At 53.8% G+C, this 17,198-nt stretch carries 12 protein-coding genes and 1 pseudogene; 10 read left to right on the top strand and 3 right to left on the bottom strand.

Going from position 1 to position 17,198, the window contains the following annotated elements; all coding sequences use genetic code 11:
• The 10 genes and pseudogenes from tuf to dcuB form a co-directional block, all read left to right on the top strand.
• A pseudogene (gene tuf, locus GT756_RS25260) lies at positions 1-360 on the top strand (elongation factor Tu); the annotation flags it as partial.
• A 336-nt stretch (positions 361-696) separates the two neighbouring features.
• A complete protein-coding gene (secE, locus tag GT756_RS25255) occupies positions 697-1,080 on the top strand; it encodes a preprotein translocase subunit SecE (RefSeq protein ID WP_002883772.1) in 384 nt (127 codons plus the stop codon).
• A 1-nt stretch (position 1,081) separates the two neighbouring features.
• Positions 1,082-1,627: a transcription termination/antitermination protein NusG gene (gene nusG / locus GT756_RS25250; RefSeq protein ID WP_001287521.1), complete on the top strand. Its 546-nt coding sequence runs from the start codon at positions 1,082-1,084 to the stop codon at positions 1,625-1,627.
• A 156-nt stretch (positions 1,628-1,783) separates the two neighbouring features.
• The gene (rplK, locus tag GT756_RS25245; protein ID WP_002884034.1) at positions 1,784-2,212 is read left to right on the top strand and encodes a 50S ribosomal protein L11; all 429 of its coding nucleotides are present in this window, start codon (positions 1,784-1,786) and stop codon (positions 2,210-2,212) included.
• Positions 2,213-2,215: 3 nt separating this feature from the next.
• On the top strand, positions 2,216-2,920 hold the full coding sequence (gene rplA / locus GT756_RS25240; protein ID WP_002884036.1) for a 50S ribosomal protein L1: 705 nt from the start codon (positions 2,216-2,218) through the stop codon (positions 2,918-2,920).
• A 289-nt stretch (positions 2,921-3,209) separates the two neighbouring features.
• Complete coding sequence (rplJ, locus tag GT756_RS25235; RefSeq protein ID WP_001207203.1) at positions 3,210-3,707, top strand: 50S ribosomal protein L10; 498 nt, start codon at positions 3,210-3,212, stop codon at positions 3,705-3,707.
• Between the two features lie 66 nt (positions 3,708-3,773).
• A complete protein-coding gene (gene rplL / locus GT756_RS25230) occupies positions 3,774-4,139 on the top strand; it encodes a 50S ribosomal protein L7/L12 (protein WP_002884142.1) in 366 nt (121 codons plus the stop codon).
• Between the two features lie 324 nt (positions 4,140-4,463).
• Positions 4,464-8,492, top strand: coding sequence for a DNA-directed RNA polymerase subunit beta (rpoB, locus tag GT756_RS25225; protein WP_004206758.1), 4,029 nt, complete (start codon positions 4,464-4,466; stop codon positions 8,490-8,492).
• 76 nt (positions 8,493-8,568) lie between these two features.
• Positions 8,569-12,792 carry a DNA-directed RNA polymerase subunit beta' gene (gene rpoC, locus GT756_RS25220; protein ID WP_004206757.1) on the top strand — a complete coding sequence of 1,408 codons (4,224 nt, stop codon included), beginning with the start codon at positions 8,569-8,571 and terminating at the stop codon, positions 12,790-12,792.
• Between the two features lie 399 nt (positions 12,793-13,191).
• Entirely contained in the window at positions 13,192-14,532 is a 1,341-nt protein-coding gene (gene dcuB / locus GT756_RS25215) for an anaerobic C4-dicarboxylate transporter DcuB (protein ID WP_004206756.1), read from the top strand.
• A 43-nt stretch (positions 14,533-14,575) separates the two neighbouring features.
• Here dcuB and GT756_RS25210 read toward each other — a convergent pair whose 3' ends face one another.
• The 3 genes from GT756_RS25210 to GT756_RS25200 form a co-directional block, all read right to left on the bottom strand.
• Positions 14,576-14,893 (bottom strand): PTS lactose/cellobiose transporter subunit IIA, encoded by a 318-nt coding sequence (locus GT756_RS25210; RefSeq protein ID WP_004206755.1) that lies wholly within the window; start codon positions 14,891-14,893, stop codon positions 14,576-14,578.
• Between the two features lie 3 nt (positions 14,894-14,896).
• Positions 14,897-15,202 (bottom strand): PTS sugar transporter subunit IIB, encoded by a 306-nt coding sequence (locus GT756_RS25205; RefSeq protein WP_002884150.1) that lies wholly within the window; start codon positions 15,200-15,202, stop codon positions 14,897-14,899.
• Between the two features lie 172 nt (positions 15,203-15,374).
• The gene (locus tag GT756_RS25200) at positions 15,375-16,907 is read right to left on the bottom strand and encodes a sensor domain-containing diguanylate cyclase (protein WP_160125122.1); all 1,533 of its coding nucleotides are present in this window, start codon (positions 16,905-16,907) and stop codon (positions 15,375-15,377) included.
• Positions 16,908-17,198: the final 291 nt, after the last annotated feature.

Here is a 17,198-nt window from a genome sequence, read left to right as displayed (position 1 = left end):
GGTGTTCTGCTGCGTGGTATCAAACGTGAAGAAATCGAACGTGGTCAGGTACTGGCTAAGCCGGGCACCATCAACCCGCACACCAAGTTCGAATCTGAAGTGTACATTCTGTCCAAAGACGAAGGCGGCCGTCATACTCCGTTCTTCAAAGGCTACCGTCCGCAGTTCTACTTCCGTACAACTGACGTGACTGGCACCATCGAACTGCCGGAAGGCGTAGAGATGGTAATGCCGGGCGACAACATCAAAATGGTTGTTACCCTGATCCACCCGATCGCGATGGACGATGGTCTGCGTTTCGCAATCCGTGAAGGCGGTCGTACCGTTGGCGCGGGCGTGGTTGCTAAAGTTCTCGGCTAATCGCTGATAACATTTGACGCAATGCGCAATAAAAGGGCATCATTTGATGCCCTTTTTGCACGCTTTCACACCAGAACCTGGCTCATCAGTGATTTTATTTGTCATAATCATTGCTGAGACAGGCTCTGAAGAGGGCGTTTATACACCAAACCATTCGAGCGATAGTGCGACGGCAATCAGCATCCTCCTTTGCGTTAGCAGGGCAGGGGCGACAGAGCCGTCAGCGTTGAAGCAATTTGAATAGTTAAGTGTATAATCCGAAACTTAATTTCGGTTTGGATCGCCTCGCCCCCGCGGGGTGAAATTGTTTGTAGAATACTTCTGACAGGTTGGTTTATGAGTGCGAATACCGAAGCTCAAGGGAGCGGGCGCGGCCTGGAAGCGATGAAGTGGATTATCGTTGCCGTGCTGCTGATCGTGGCGATCGTGGGCAACTTCCTTTATCGCGACATTATGCTGGCGGTGCGTGCGCTGGCCGTGGTTATTCTTATTGCTGCTGCCGGTGGCGTCGCGCTGTTGACGACGAAAGGTAAGGCGACCGTTGCTTTTGCTCGCGAAGCGAGAACCGAAGTTCGTAAAGTGATTTGGCCGACTCGCCAGGAAACGCTGCATACTACGCTGATTGTTGCTGCTGTGACTGCAGTAATGTCACTGATCCTGTGGGGACTGGATGGTATTCTGGTTCGCCTGGTCTCCTTTATCACTGGCCTGAGGTTCTGAGATGTCTGAAGCTCCTAAAAAGCGCTGGTACGTCGTTCAGGCGTTTTCCGGTTTTGAAGGTCGCGTAGCCACGTCGCTGCGTGAACATATCAAATTACACAACATGGAAGAGTTATTTGGCGAAGTCATGGTCCCGACCGAAGAAGTGGTTGAGATCCGTGGTGGCCAGCGTCGCAAAAGCGAACGTAAATTCTTCCCAGGCTACGTTCTGGTCCAGATGGTCATGAACGACGCAAGCTGGCACCTGGTGCGCAGCGTGCCGCGCGTGATGGGCTTCATCGGCGGTACCTCTGACCGTCCGGCGCCGATCAGCGACAAAGAAGTCGACGCCATCATGAATCGTCTGCAGCAGGTTGGCGATAAGCCGCGTCCGAAAACGCTGTTTGAACCGGGCGAAATGGTTCGCGTTAACGACGGTCCGTTCGCTGACTTTAACGGTGTGGTTGAAGAAGTGGACTATGAGAAGTCCCGCCTGAAAGTTTCCGTTTCTATCTTCGGTCGTGCGACTCCGGTAGAACTGGACTTCAGCCAGGTTGAGAAGGCGTAAGCCGGCGATCAAAAAAGCAGCGATTTAATCGTTGCATAGGGCGCGAAATTGGCATACAATTTCGCGCCTTTTGTTTTTATGGGCCCGGCCCGTAAAACGATGTTTAATCACGGGGAGCTTCTCTGAAGCGTTAATACCCAATTTGAGGATTTAAGAATGGCTAAGAAAGTCCAAGCCTACGTCAAGCTGCAGGTTGCAGCTGGTATGGCGAACCCGAGCCCGCCGGTCGGCCCAGCACTGGGTCAGCAGGGCGTGAACATCATGGAATTCTGCAAAGCGTTCAACGCCAAAACTGATTCCCTGGAGAAAGGTCTGCCGATCCCGGTTGTTATCACCGTTTACGCTGACCGTTCCTTTACCTTTGTTACCAAGACTCCGCCGGCTGCTGTTCTGCTGAAGAAAGCTGCAGGCATCAAGTCTGGTTCCGGTAAGCCGAACAAAGATAAAGTGGGTAAAATCTCCCGCGCTCAGCTGCAGGAAATCGCGCAGACCAAAGCTGCCGACATGACTGGTGCCGACATTGAAGCGATGACTCGCTCCATCGAAGGTACTGCACGTTCCATGGGCCTGGTAGTGGAGGACTAAGAAATGGCTAAACTGACCAAGCGCATGCGCGTGATCCGTGAGAAAGTTGATGCAACTAAACAGTACGACATCAACGAAGCCATCGCTCTGCTGAAAGAGCTGGCCACCGCTAAATTTACCGAAAGCGTAGACGTTGCCGTTAACCTCGGCATCGACGCTCGTAAATCTGACCAGAACGTCCGTGGCGCAACTGTACTGCCGCACGGTACTGGCCGTTCCGTTCGCGTAGCCGTATTTACCCAGGGCGCAAACGCTGAAGCTGCTAAAGCTGCAGGCGCTGAGCTGGTAGGTATGGAAGATCTGGCTGAGCAGATCAAAAAAGGCGAAATGAACTTTGACGTTGTTATTGCTTCTCCAGATGCAATGCGCGTTGTTGGCCAGCTGGGCCAGGTTCTGGGTCCGCGTGGCCTGATGCCGAACCCGAAAGTGGGTACCGTAACTCCGAACGTTGCTGAAGCGGTTAAAAACGCGAAAGCAGGTCAGGTTCGTTACCGTAACGACAAAAACGGCATCATCCACACCACCATCGGTAAAGTGGACTTTGACGCTGACAAACTGAAAGAAAACCTGGAAGCTCTGCTGGTTGCGCTGAAAAAAGCAAAACCGACTCAGGCGAAAGGCGTGTACATCAAGAAAGTTAGCATCTCCACCACCATGGGTGCAGGTGTTGCAGTAGATCAGGCTGGCCTGAACGCTTCTGCAAACTAATGCCTTTACGTGGGCGGTGATTTTGTCTACAATCTTCGCCCACGTTTGCTAACTAAGGTTAGCAGGTAACCGAATTGTTCGTTGGAGTCTGGCCTATCCAGACCTCCGTCGAAGACCGCAGGTGTTTCGCAAGAAACTTAATGCCCTGCGTAGACGGTGACAGAACGCTAAGATTATTTTTGGATATTCTGGCTTGTTTCTGCTCACCGTATTTAGACGCTCTTTTCGTTGAATTGAGTGAAGTGAGTTCCAGAGCATAGGCTCTGGCAAACATCCAGGAGCAAAGCTAATGGCTTTAAATCTTCAAGACAAACAAGCGATTGTTGCTGAAGTCAGCGAAGTAGCCAAAGGCGCGCTGTCTGCAGTAGTTGCGGATTCCCGTGGCGTAACTGTAGATAAAATGACTGAACTGCGTAAAGCAGGTCGTGAAGCTGGCGTATACATGCGTGTTGTTCGTAACACCCTGCTGCGCCGCGTCGTAGAAGGTACTCAGTTCGAGTGCCTGAAAGACACGTTTGTTGGTCCGACCCTGATTGCATACTCTATGGAACACCCGGGCGCTGCTGCTCGTCTGTTCAAAGAGTTCGCGAAAGCGAATGCAAAATTTGAGGTCAAAGCCGCTGCCTTTGAAGGTGAGCTGATCCCGGCGTCGCAGATCGACCGCCTGGCAACTCTGCCGACCTACGAAGAAGCAATTGCACGCCTGATGGCAACCATGAAAGAAGCTTCGGCTGGCAAACTGGTTCGTACTCTGGCTGCTGTACGCGATGCGAAAGAAGCTGCTTAACCGCAGTTATCTTTGTAAAGCATTCGCTTACGTATAAATTTATTCTGATATTCAGGAACAATTTAAATGTCTATCACTAAAGATCAAATCATTGAAGCAGTATCCGCTATGTCCGTAATGGACGTTGTTGAGCTGATCTCTGCAATGGAAGAAAAATTCGGTGTTTCCGCTGCTGCTGCTGTAGCTGTAGCTGCTGGCCCGGTTGAAGCTGCTGAAGAAAAAACTGAATTCGACGTAATTCTGAAAGCTGCTGGCGCTAACAAAGTTGCTGTTATCAAAGCAGTACGTGGCGCGACTGGCCTGGGTCTGAAAGAAGCTAAAGACCTGGTAGAATCTGCTCCGGCTGCACTGAAAGAAGGCATCAGCAAAGACGACGCTGAAGCTCTGAAAAAATCTCTGGAAGAAGCTGGCGCTGAAGTTGAAGTTAAATAAGCCAACCCTTCCGGTTGCAGCCTGAGAAATCAGGCTGAGGCTGGTGACTTTTTGGTCACCAGCCTTTTTGCGCTGTAAGGCGCCAGTAGCGTTTCACGCTGTTTGACTACTGGTTTGCCTCTCAATGCTTGTTTCTATCGACGACTTAATATACTGCGACAGGTTAGGGTTCCTGGGCTGTGTAAATCGCAATGAAATGGTTTAAGCGTGATAGCAACAGGCATTGCGGAAAGTGTTCCATTTTCCGGTCAACAAAATAGTGTTGCATAAAAAACTGCCCTCTGCGGGCAGATGGGTCGACTTGTCAGCGAGCTGAGGAACCCTATGGTTTACTCCTATACCGAGAAAAAACGTATTCGTAAGGATTTTGGTAAACGTCCACAAGTTCTGGATGTGCCATATCTCCTTTCTATCCAGCTTGACTCGTTCCAGAAGTTTATCGAGCAAGATCCTGAAGGGCAGTATGGTCTGGAAGCTGCTTTCCGTTCCGTATTCCCAATTCAGAGCTACAGCGGTAATTCCGAGCTGCAATACGTCAGCTACCGTCTGGGCGAACCGGTTTTTGACGTTAAAGAATGTCAGATCCGTGGCGTGACTTACTCTGCACCGCTGCGCGTAAAACTGCGTCTGGTGATCTACGAGCGCGAAGCGCCGGAAGGCACCGTCAAAGACATTAAAGAACAAGAAGTCTACATGGGCGAAATCCCGCTCATGACCGACAACGGTACCTTTGTCATCAACGGTACCGAGCGTGTTATCGTTTCTCAGCTGCACCGTAGCCCGGGCGTCTTCTTTGACAGTGACAAAGGTAAGACTCACTCATCCGGTAAGGTTCTGTATAACGCACGCATCATCCCTTACCGTGGTTCCTGGCTGGACTTCGAATTCGACCCGAAAGACAACCTGTTCGTTCGTATCGACCGTCGTCGTAAGCTGCCGGCTACCATCATCCTGCGCGCGCTGAATTACACCACTGAGCAGATCCTTGACCTGTTCTTCGAAAAAGTGGTCTTTGAAATTCGCGACAACAAGCTGCAGATGGAGCTGATTCCGGAGCGTCTGCGCGGCGAAACCGCCTCCTTCGATATCGAAGCCAACGGCAAAGTGTACGTTGAGAAAGGCCGTCGCATCACGGCTCGTCATATCCGTCAGCTGGAAAAAGACGATATCAAGCATATCGAAGTGCCGGTTGAATATATCGCGGGCAAAGTGGCGGCTAAAGACTATATCGATGAAGCGACTGGCGAACTGATCTGCCCGGCGAACATGGAGCTGAGCCTGGATCTGCTGGCTAAGCTGAGCCAGTCTGGCCACAAGCGCATCGAAACGCTGTTCACTAACGATCTGGACCACGGTCCATACATCTCTGAAACGGTACGCGTCGACCCGACTAACGATCGTCTGAGCGCGCTGGTAGAAATCTACCGCATGATGCGCCCTGGCGAGCCGCCGACTCGTGAAGCCGCTGAAAGCCTGTTTGAGAACCTGTTCTTCTCCGAAGACCGCTACGATCTGTCCGCGGTTGGTCGTATGAAGTTCAACCGTTCTCTGCTGCGCGACGAAATCGAAGGTTCCGGTATCCTGAGCAAAGACGACATCATTGAAGTGATGAAGAAGCTCATCGATATCCGTAACGGTAAAGGCGAAGTGGACGATATCGACCACCTCGGTAACCGTCGTATCCGTTCCGTTGGCGAAATGGCGGAGAACCAGTTCCGCGTTGGCCTGGTACGTGTAGAGCGTGCGGTGAAAGAGCGTCTGTCTCTGGGCGATCTGGATACCCTGATGCCTCAGGATATGATCAACGCCAAGCCGATTTCCGCAGCAGTGAAAGAGTTCTTTGGTTCCAGCCAGCTGTCTCAGTTTATGGACCAGAACAACCCGCTGTCTGAGATCACGCACAAACGTCGTATCTCCGCACTCGGCCCAGGCGGTCTGACCCGTGAGCGCGCAGGCTTCGAAGTTCGAGACGTACACCCGACTCACTATGGTCGCGTATGTCCAATCGAAACGCCTGAAGGTCCGAACATCGGTCTGATCAACTCCCTGTCCGTGTACGCGCAGACCAACGAATATGGCTTCCTTGAGACGCCGTATCGTAAAGTGACCGACGGTGTGGTTACTGACGAAATTCACTACCTGTCTGCTATCGAAGAAGGCAACTACGTTATCGCTCAGGCGAACTCCAACCTGGATGAAAACGGCCACTTCGTAGAAGACCTGGTGACCTGCCGTAGCAAAGGCGAATCCAGCTTGTTCAGCCGTGACCAGGTTGACTACATGGACGTATCCACCCAGCAGGTGGTATCCGTCGGTGCGTCCCTGATCCCGTTCCTGGAACACGATGACGCCAACCGTGCATTGATGGGTGCAAACATGCAACGTCAGGCCGTTCCGACTCTGCGCGCTGATAAGCCGCTGGTTGGTACCGGTATGGAACGTGCTGTGGCCGTCGACTCCGGTGTTACTGCGGTGGCTAAACGTGGCGGTACTGTTCAGTACGTGGATGCCTCCCGTATCGTTATCAAAGTTAACGAAGACGAGATGTACCCGGGCGAAGCAGGTATCGACATCTATAACCTGACTAAGTACACCCGTTCTAACCAGAACACCTGCATCAACCAGATGCCTTGCGTGTCCCTGGGCGAACCTATTGAGCGCGGCGACGTGCTGGCCGACGGCCCGTCCACCGACCTCGGTGAGCTGGCGCTGGGTCAGAACATGCGCGTAGCGTTCATGCCGTGGAACGGCTACAACTTCGAAGACTCCATCCTCGTTTCCGAGCGTGTTGTCCAGGAAGACCGTTTCACCACTATCCACATTCAGGAACTGGCGTGCGTGTCCCGTGACACCAAGCTGGGGCCGGAAGAGATCACCGCTGACATCCCGAACGTGGGTGAAGCTGCGCTCTCCAAACTGGATGAGTCCGGTATCGTTTATATCGGTGCGGAAGTGACCGGCGGCGACATTCTGGTTGGTAAGGTTACGCCGAAAGGTGAAACCCAGCTGACGCCGGAAGAGAAACTGCTGCGTGCGATCTTCGGTGAGAAAGCGTCTGACGTTAAAGACTCCTCTCTGCGCGTACCGAACGGTGTCTCTGGTACCGTTATCGACGTTCAGGTCTTTACCCGTGACGGCGTAGAAAAAGACAAACGTGCGCTGGAAATCGAAGAGATGCAGCTGAAGCAGGCCAAAAAAGACCTGTCTGAAGAACTGCAGATCCTCGAAGCCGGTCTGTTCAGTCGTATCTACGCGGTGCTGGTCTCCGGTGGCGTTGAAGCTGAGAAGCTCGACAAACTGCCGCGCGATCGCTGGCTGGAACTGGGCCTGACCGACGAAGAGAAACAAAATCAGCTGGAACAGCTGGCTGAGCAGTACGACGAACTGAAACACGAGTTCGAGAAAAAACTCGAAGCGAAACGCCGCAAAATCACCCAAGGCGACGATCTGGCACCGGGCGTGCTGAAGATTGTTAAGGTATACCTGGCCGTTAAACGCCGTATCCAGCCTGGTGACAAGATGGCGGGTCGTCACGGTAACAAGGGTGTTATCTCTAAGATCAACCCGATCGAAGATATGCCGCACGATGCTAACGGTACGCCGGTAGATATCGTCCTCAACCCGCTGGGCGTACCGTCTCGTATGAACATCGGTCAGATCCTGGAAACTCACCTGGGTATGGCTGCGAAAGGCATCGGCGATAAGATCAACGCCATGCTGAAACAGCAGCAGGAAGTCGCGAAACTGCGCGAGTTCATCCAGCGTGCCTACGATCTGGGCGCTGACGTTCGTCAGAAAGTTGACCTGAATACCTTCAGCGATGAAGAAGTTCTGCGTCTGGCTGAAAACCTGCGTAAAGGTATGCCGATCGCAACGCCGGTGTTCGACGGTGCGAAAGAAGCGGAAATTAAAGCGCTGCTGCAGCTGGGCGACCTGCCGACTTCCGGTCAGATCACCCTGTTCGACGGCCGCACCGGTGAGCAGTTCGAGCGTCCGGTAACCGTGGGTTACATGTACATGCTGAAACTGAACCACCTGGTCGACGACAAAATGCACGCGCGTTCCACCGGTTCTTACAGCCTGGTTACTCAGCAGCCGCTGGGTGGTAAGGCGCAGTTCGGTGGTCAGCGCTTCGGTGAGATGGAAGTGTGGGCGCTGGAAGCATACGGCGCAGCTTACACCCTGCAGGAAATGCTCACCGTTAAGTCTGATGACGTGAACGGTCGTACTAAGATGTATAAAAACATCGTGGACGGCAATCACCAGATGGAACCGGGCATGCCGGAATCCTTCAACGTACTGTTGAAAGAAATTCGCTCGCTGGGCATCAACATCGAACTGGAAGACGAGTAATTCTCGCTCAAACAGGTCACTGCTGCCGGGTTAACGCCCGGCAGCGGAATGTGCTAACTCCGACGGGAGCAAATCCGTGAAAGACTTATTAAAGTTTCTGAAAGCGCAAACTAAAACCGAAGAGTTTGATGCGATCAAAATTGCTCTGGCTTCGCCAGACATGATCCGTTCATGGTCTTTCGGTGAAGTTAAAAAGCCGGAAACCATTAACTACCGTACGTTCAAACCTGAGCGTGACGGCCTTTTCTGCGCCCGTATCTTTGGGCCGGTAAAAGACTATGAGTGCCTGTGCGGTAAGTACAAGCGCCTGAAACACCGCGGTGTGATCTGTGAGAAGTGCGGCGTTGAAGTGACCCAGACTAAAGTGCGTCGTGAGCGCATGGGCCACATCGAGCTGGCATGTCCGACTGCGCACATCTGGTTCCTGAAATCTCTGCCGTCCCGTATCGGCCTGCTGCTGGATATGCCGCTGCGCGATATCGAACGTGTACTGTACTTTGAATCCTATGTGGTTATCGAAGGTGGCATGACCAACCTCGAACGCAACCAGATTCTGACGGAAGAACAGTACCTGGACGCGCTGGAAGAGTTCGGTGACGAATTCGACGCGAAGATGGGTGCGGAAGCGATCCAGGCGCTGCTGCGCAATATGGATCTGGAGCAGGAGTGCGAGCAGCTGCGTGAAGAGCTGAACGAAACCAACTCCGAAACCAAGCGTAAAAAGCTGACCAAGCGCATTAAGCTGCTGGAAGCTTTCGTACAGTCTGGCAACAAGCCGGAGTGGATGATCCTGACCGTTCTGCCGGTACTGCCGCCAGATCTGCGTCCGCTGGTTCCGCTGGATGGCGGTCGTTTCGCGACGTCTGACCTCAACGATCTGTATCGTCGCGTGATCAACCGTAACAACCGTCTGAAACGTCTGCTGGATCTGGCTGCGCCGGATATCATCGTACGCAACGAAAAACGTATGCTGCAGGAAGCGGTAGATGCCCTGCTGGACAACGGTCGTCGCGGTCGTGCGATCACCGGTTCTAACAAACGTCCTCTGAAATCTTTGGCCGATATGATCAAAGGTAAACAGGGTCGTTTCCGTCAGAACCTGCTCGGTAAGCGTGTTGACTACTCCGGTCGTTCTGTTATCACCGTAGGTCCATACCTGCGTCTGCATCAGTGCGGTCTGCCGAAGAAAATGGCGCTGGAGCTGTTCAAACCGTTCATCTACGGCAAGCTGGAACTGCGTGGCCTGGCCACCACCATCAAAGCCGCTAAGAAGATGGTTGAGCGCGAAGAAGCTGTCGTTTGGGATATCCTAGACGAAGTGATCCGCGAACACCCGGTTCTGCTGAACCGTGCGCCGACCCTGCACCGTCTGGGTATTCAGGCATTCGAACCGGTTCTGATCGAAGGTAAAGCCATCCAGCTGCACCCGCTGGTTTGTGCGGCATACAACGCCGACTTCGATGGTGACCAGATGGCTGTTCACGTCCCGCTGACGCTGGAAGCCCAGCTGGAAGCGCGTGCGCTGATGATGTCTACCAACAACATCCTGTCCCCGGCGAACGGCGAACCAATCATCGTTCCGTCTCAGGACGTTGTACTGGGTCTGTACTACATGACCCGTGACAGTGTTAACGCCAAAGGCGAAGGCATGGTGCTGACTGGCCCGAAAGAAGCTGAGCGTATTTATCGCGCCGGCCTGGCCTCTCTGCATGCGCGCGTTAAAGTGCGTATCACTGAATACGAAAAAGACGACAATGGTGAGTTTGTCGCGAAAACCAGCCTGAAAGACACGACCATTGGCCGTGCCATTCTGTGGATGATCGTACCGAAAGGTCTGCCGTTCTCTATCGTGAACCAGGCGCTCGGTAAGAAAGCGATCTCCAAGATGCTGAACACCTGTTACCGTATTCTGGGCCTGAAACCGACCGTTATTTTCGCGGACCAGACGATGTACACCGGCTTTGCTTACGCAGCGCGTTCAGGTGCATCCGTTGGTATCGATGACATGGTCATCCCGGAGAAAAAATACGAAATCATCAGCGAAGCGGAAGCGGAAGTTGCTGAGATTCAGGAACAGTTCCAGTCCGGTCTGGTGACCGCGGGCGAACGCTACAACAAAGTTATCGATATCTGGGCTGCGGCGAACGATCGTGTATCCAAAGCGATGATGGATAACCTGCAAACCGAAACCGTGATTAACCGTGACGGTCAGGAAGAGCAGCAGGTTTCCTTCAACAGCATCTACATGATGGCCGACTCCGGTGCGCGTGGTTCTGCTGCACAGATTCGTCAGCTGGCCGGTATGCGTGGTCTGATGGCGAAGCCGGATGGCTCCATCATCGAAACGCCGATCACCGCGAACTTCCGTGAAGGTCTGAACGTACTCCAGTACTTCATCTCCACGCACGGTGCGCGTAAAGGTCTGGCGGATACCGCACTGAAAACAGCGAACTCCGGTTACCTGACTCGTCGTCTGGTCGACGTTGCCCAGGACCTGGTCGTCACTGAAGACGACTGCGGCACCCTGGAAGGCATCACCATGACGCCGGTTATCGAAGGTGGCGACGTTAAAGAGCCGCTGCGCGATCGCGTACTGGGTCGTGTGACTGCGGAAGACGTGCTGAAGCCGGGTACCGCGGATATTCTGGTTCCACGCAACACGCTGCTGCACGAGCACTGGTGTGACCTGCTGGAAGCGAACTCCGTTGACTCCGTCAAAGTGCGTTCCGTTGTATCCTGTGACACCGACTTTGGTGTATGTGCGCACTGCTATGGTCGTGACCTGGCGCGTGGCCACATCATCAACAAAGGTGAGGCCATCGGCGTTATCGCGGCACAGTCCATCGGTGAGCCGGGTACACAGCTGACGATGCGTACGTTCCACATCGGTGGTGCGGCATCTCGTGCGGCTGCTGAATCCAGCATCCAGGTGAAAAACAAAGGTAGCATCAAGCTCAGCAACGCGAAGTCGGTTGTGAACTCCAGCGGTAAACTGGTTATCACTTCCCGTAACACCGAGCTGAAACTGATCGACGAATTCGGTCGTACCAAAGAGAGCTATAAAGTGCCTTACGGTGCGGTTATGGCGAAAGGCGACGGTGAGCAGGTTGCCGGCGGTGAAACCGTCGCAAACTGGGATCCGCACACCATGCCGGTTATCACCGAAGTCAGCGGTTTCATCCGCTTCACTGACATGATCGACGGCCAGACCATTACTCGTCAGACCGACGAACTGACCGGTCTGTCTTCGCTGGTGGTTCTGGACTCTGCAGAACGTACCGCAGGTGGTAAAGATCTGCGTCCGGCGCTGAAAATCGTTGATGCTCAGGGCAACGACGTTCTGATTCCAGGCACCGATATGCCGGCTCAGTACTTCCTGCCGGGTAAAGCGATTGTTCAGCTGGAAGATGGCGTACAGATCAGCTCTGGTGACACCCTGGCGCGTATTCCGCAGGAATCCGGCGGTACCAAGGACATCACCGGTGGTCTGCCGCGCGTTGCGGACCTGTTCGAAGCACGTCGTCCGAAAGAGCCGGCAATCCTGGCTGAAATCAGCGGTATCATTTCCTTCGGTAAAGAAACCAAAGGGAAACGTCGCCTGGTTATCACCCCGGTAGACGGTAGCGAACCGTACGAAGAGATGATTCCGAAATGGCGTCAGCTCAACGTGTTCGAAGGTGAACGTGTAGAACGTGGTGACGTGGTTTCCGACGGTCCGGAAGCGCCGCACGACATTCTGCGTCTGCGTGGCGTACATGCTGTGACCCGTTATATTGTTAACGAAGTCCAGGACGTATACCGTCTGCAGGGCGTTAAGATTAACGATAAACACATCGAAGTTATCGTTCGTCAGATGCTGCGTAAAGCCACCATCGAAAGCGCAGGCAGCTCCGACTTCCTCGAAGGCGAGCAGGTGGAATACTCCCGCGTCAAGATCGCGAACCGCGAACTGGAAGCGAACGGCAAAGTGGGCGCAACGTTCTCCCGCGATCTGCTGGGTATCACCAAAGCGTCTTTGGCCACCGAGTCCTTCATCTCCGCGGCATCGTTCCAGGAGACCACTCGCGTGCTGACCGAAGCAGCCGTTGCGGGCAAACGCGACGAACTGCGCGGTCTGAAAGAGAACGTCATCGTGGGTCGTCTGATCCCGGCCGGTACCGGTTATGCGTACCACCAGGATCGTATGCGCCGTCGCGCTGCTGGCGAACTGCCGGCGGCACCGCAGGTGAGCGTGGAAGAAGCATCTGCCAACCTGGCAGAGCTGCTGAACGCAGGTCTGGGCGGTTCTGACAACGATTAATCGTTGATGCACTGCTGAAAAGCCGGTCAGGTTTCCTGACCGGCTTTTTTATTGCCTGTTCTCCGCGGTACCCGTCTTTAATTACATTTACGCCATATCCAGGCTGCAATTTTTTAGCAATTAATTCATACAAAATATCCATTAATCTATCACCTCAAAAAACCTTTCTTTATATATGGGTAAAACTTCTACTCATATCAAAAAATAATCAATTCAAAGAGGATATATTCAAAATACCTGATGAATCATGGGATTACTGCTGCTGCTTTATCTTCGGCGCGACGGCTCTGGAGAGGGATCGCTGCATCTCATGCTTCCCCCAACAAGGCGCAGAAATAACCCCGGCAGACAGGTATGGATCATTACTTTAGGTCTGAGCGGACAGGCTCTGGGGGCTGCATGGAATTCGCGATACAACTCATTATTATCTTAATTTGTCTGTTTTATGGTGCCCGAAAAGGCGGTATTGCGCTGGGGCTGCTGGGCGGCATCGGTTTGGTGATCCTCGTTTTTGTTTTTCATCTCCAGCCGGGCAAACCGCCGGTTGATGTGATGCTGGTGATCATTGCGGTGGTGGCGGCCTCGGCGACGCTGCAGGCATCCGGCGGTCTGGATGTCATGCTGCAGATTGCTGAGAAGCTGCTGCGGCGTAACCCAAAATATGTCTCTATTGTGGCGCCTTTCGTCACCTGCACGCTGACCATCCTCTGCGGTACCGGTCACGTGGTGTATACCATCCTGCCGATTATCTACGATGTGGCGATTAAGAATAACATTCGCCCGGAGCGTCCGATGGCCGCCAGCTCCATTGGCGCCCAGATGGGGATCATCGCCAGCCCGGTCTCGGTGGCGGTGGTCTCGCTGGTGGCGATGCTGGGGAATTTTACCTTTAACGGTAAACATCTGGAGTTTCTCGATCTGCTGGCGATAACCATTCCGTCCACGCTGCTGGGCATCTTAGCGATCGGCATCTTCAGCTGGTTCCGCGGCAAAGATCTGGATAAAGACGAAGCCTTCCAGGCGTTTATTGCGGTACCGGAGAACCGCCATTACGTCTATGGCGATACGGCGACGCTGCTGGATAGAAAGCTGCCCACCAGCAACTGGATAGCGATGTGGATTTTTCTGGCCTCCATCGCTGTGGTGGCGCTGCTTGGCGCCTTCTCTGAACTGCGTCCGGCCTTTGACGGTAAACCGCTGTCGATGGTGCTGGTGATCCAGATGTTTATGCTGCTTTCCGGGGCGCTGATCATCATCATTACTAAAACCAACCCGGCATCGATTTCCAAAAATGAGGTCTTTCGTTCGGGAATGATCGCTATCGTCGCGGTGTACGGCATCGCCTGGATGGCGGAGACCATGTTTGGCGCGCACATGACCGAGATTAAAGGCGTGCTCGGGGAGATGGTCAAAGAGTATCCATGGGCCTATGCCATCGTTCTGCTGCTGGTTTCGAAGTTTGTGAACTCGCAGGCGGCAGCGCTGGCGGCGATTGTTCCGGTGGCCCTGGCCATCGGCGTTGATCCGGCCTATATCGTGGCTTCTGCGCCGGCCTGCTATGGCTACTATATACTGCCGACCTACCCAAGCGATCTGGCGGCGATCCAGTTTGACCGCTCAGGGACCACCCATATTGGCCGCTTTGTGATTAACCACAGCTTTATCCTGCCCGGGCTCATCGGCGTTGGCGTCTCCTGCGTGTTTGGCTGGGTATTCGCGGCGATGTACGGCTTTCTGTAAGCGGGGACGGGCGCCGGCAGCGACGCCCGTTTAATTCGAGAGATTATTGCGCGAGGGGCAGGCGACGGTATAGTTCAATCATATCGGTCGCCAGATCCTGAATGACCATGGCGTTCATCAGATGGTCCTGAGAATGCACGGTGATCAGGTTGACCGGTAACTTACCGCTGCCTTCATCCAGGCCGATAAGCTGGGTCTGAATTTTATGCGCATGTTTGACGAACTCATGGGACTCGGCCATGGCCTGCTCCGCTGCGGCAAAATCGCCTTTCCGCGCCAGCTGTAGCGCCGTGAGCGCCGCGCTGCGCGCAGAACCCGCGTTAACCAGCAGCTCCATTATGATCGTTTCTAAATCTTCCATCGATTACTCCAGCATCTTAAGGGCTTTATCCAGAACGGCATCACCTTTCATCATGCCGTAGTCCATCATATCGATCACGGCGACCTTTTTGCCGAACGGGTCGGCCAGCGCCTGCAGCTTCGCCTGCTCATATTTCACCTGCGGGCCGAGCAGAATAATGTCGGCGGCGGCCAGATTATCTTTAAACTCGGCGACCGGTACGGCCTTGATGGAGACTTCAACACCTTTCTTCTGCGCGGCATCTTGCATACGCTGAACCAGCATGCTGGTAGACATACCGGCGGCACAGCACAAAACGATATTCTTCATAGTCAGTGGCCCTTGTGTTCCGTGATGTCCTATCTTTATCGCGGCCCTGGCGATGCGACAACCGCTTTACCGTGATTGTGTGTAAGTCATCACACAAAAATTGAAACCGGTTTCATTTTTGCCGAAAAAAATAAAAAAGCCCACCGAAGTGGGCGGTTGCGGCGCTGAAGACCTAGGCGCGCAGGATGCGGTTTTTACCCTGCTGTTTGGCTTTGTACAGCGCTTCATCGACGCTTACCACCAGCTTATCCAGCGGCTCCATGTTCCATTCCCCCAGCCCGGCGCTGAAGGTGACCGTCAGGCCATCTTCGCGCCAGGTGCGCCGTTCGACGTTTACCCGCCATGTTTCCAGCAGCGTGCGGGCGTTATCAATATGTTCGGCAGGAAAGACCACCGCGAACTCTTCGCCACCATAGCGATAGAGGGATATCTCCAGCGGCTGGAGGACCTGCAGTCCTTCACGGGCGACGTTTCGCAGAACGATATCGCCGTTGAGGTGACCCCAGGTGTCGTTGATCGATTTGAAGTTATCGATATCGACCAGCGCGAGGGCGAACGGCTGATGATCGTTCATCAGCGCGGCAATATCGCTATCGAAGGCGCGGCGGTTCTTGCAGCCGGTGAGCGCGTCGATGGTCGCCTGGCGGACGTAGGTCAGCTCGCGCTGCTTATTAGTTTCAATGGCTTTACTCAGCATCGCCTCGAGGCGGGGGGCGCGTTTGACGTCGCCGGTTTTAATCGCATTGATGATATTCATCAGCACGGTGCGGGAGGCATGACGCAGATAAAGGCCGAACAGGATGATGATGATCGCCGCGAGGGCAAAACCGCCGATCACTAAATTGGTTTCATGGCGCGTCAGATTGACCAGGGTGGTGTTATCAACACGGAAAATCACAAACCAGTCGGGATTGGTAAAGGAGTAATAGTAATACCAGGTGTCGCTTCCGGGATCGTAAAGCTGCCCCTCGCCGCTGGTCATTTTATCCATCAGCTCATTACTGACGAAGGGTTTAAACAGCGCACCAGGGTCGGAGTGCAGGACCACTTTGCCATCACGCTGTACCACAAAAAACTCGCCCTGTACGGGGGCCACCATCTGACGCAGCGCGAACCCCATGGAGGTGAGATCAAGATGAAAGGCCAGGCTGCCCTTGAGTTTCCCTTCCGGGGTGATGATGGGTTTGAAAATGGTAATCGTAGGATGGTGGGTAAAAAAATCCATATATGGGCTGGTGTAGTGGCTGAAGGTGCTGGCTTCCGCCTGTTTGATAAACCAGGGCCGCGTTCTGGGATCGAAAGCCCGGCTGTCTTCATTTTCCAGCACCTCCGGGGCGCGCAGATAGTGGCCCTCGGTATCCGCCAGTGAGATGGATGAGACGCTCGGCATCATGTTCTGTAACTGCATCAGCGTCGTTAATCCTTTCCCCGGCTCCACATTGACTGCGCGATTCAGTTCGTCATTGCGGGCAAAGAAGGCGACCGCGCGCCCAAGGATAAAATCATTTTCCCGCAGCAGGGTTTCCGTATAGTTGATCGCCAGGTTGTGGGTAAAGTTGCGGTTAATGTCGTGATAATCTTCAAGAAAATCTTTCCGCTGCGCCAGGGTGACAAAAATAGCGATCAGCATAAAACTGAGCAAGATGCCGGCAAACCCCACGACGATCGGCGTCGTGAAAGAGAGCTTTCTGTTGTGTAGAGCCATGAATCGTTAATCGTCCCGGATGTATAAACCATGGGTCCGAACGCAGGTTGTGACTGCGGCGCCTGCCGATCGAATCAGTTAACTATTGCTCAATTATAACTCTGAGGCCTTCATGTATCGTGATTTATATTCGGCGATAATGCACAGGCCCTCGTTCAGCGCGGAGAGGCAGGGCGAAAATGAGGAAGAAAAGGTTCGCCCTGGTCAGCGTCCGCTGCCGACCCGGGCAGAATAGAAAAAGGGCGCCTGGCGGGCCAGCCTCCGTTTTTCATCTCTCGTGCAGGCGCGCAA

Origin of the sequence: Klebsiella sp. Q2 (assembly GCF_009900705.1) — a bacterium.
GTDB classification, from domain to species: Bacteria; Pseudomonadota; Gammaproteobacteria; order Enterobacterales; family Enterobacteriaceae; genus Klebsiella; species Klebsiella quasipneumoniae.
Note: the sequence above shows the minus strand (reverse complement) of the source record. Positions and strands in the feature narration are given on the sequence as shown.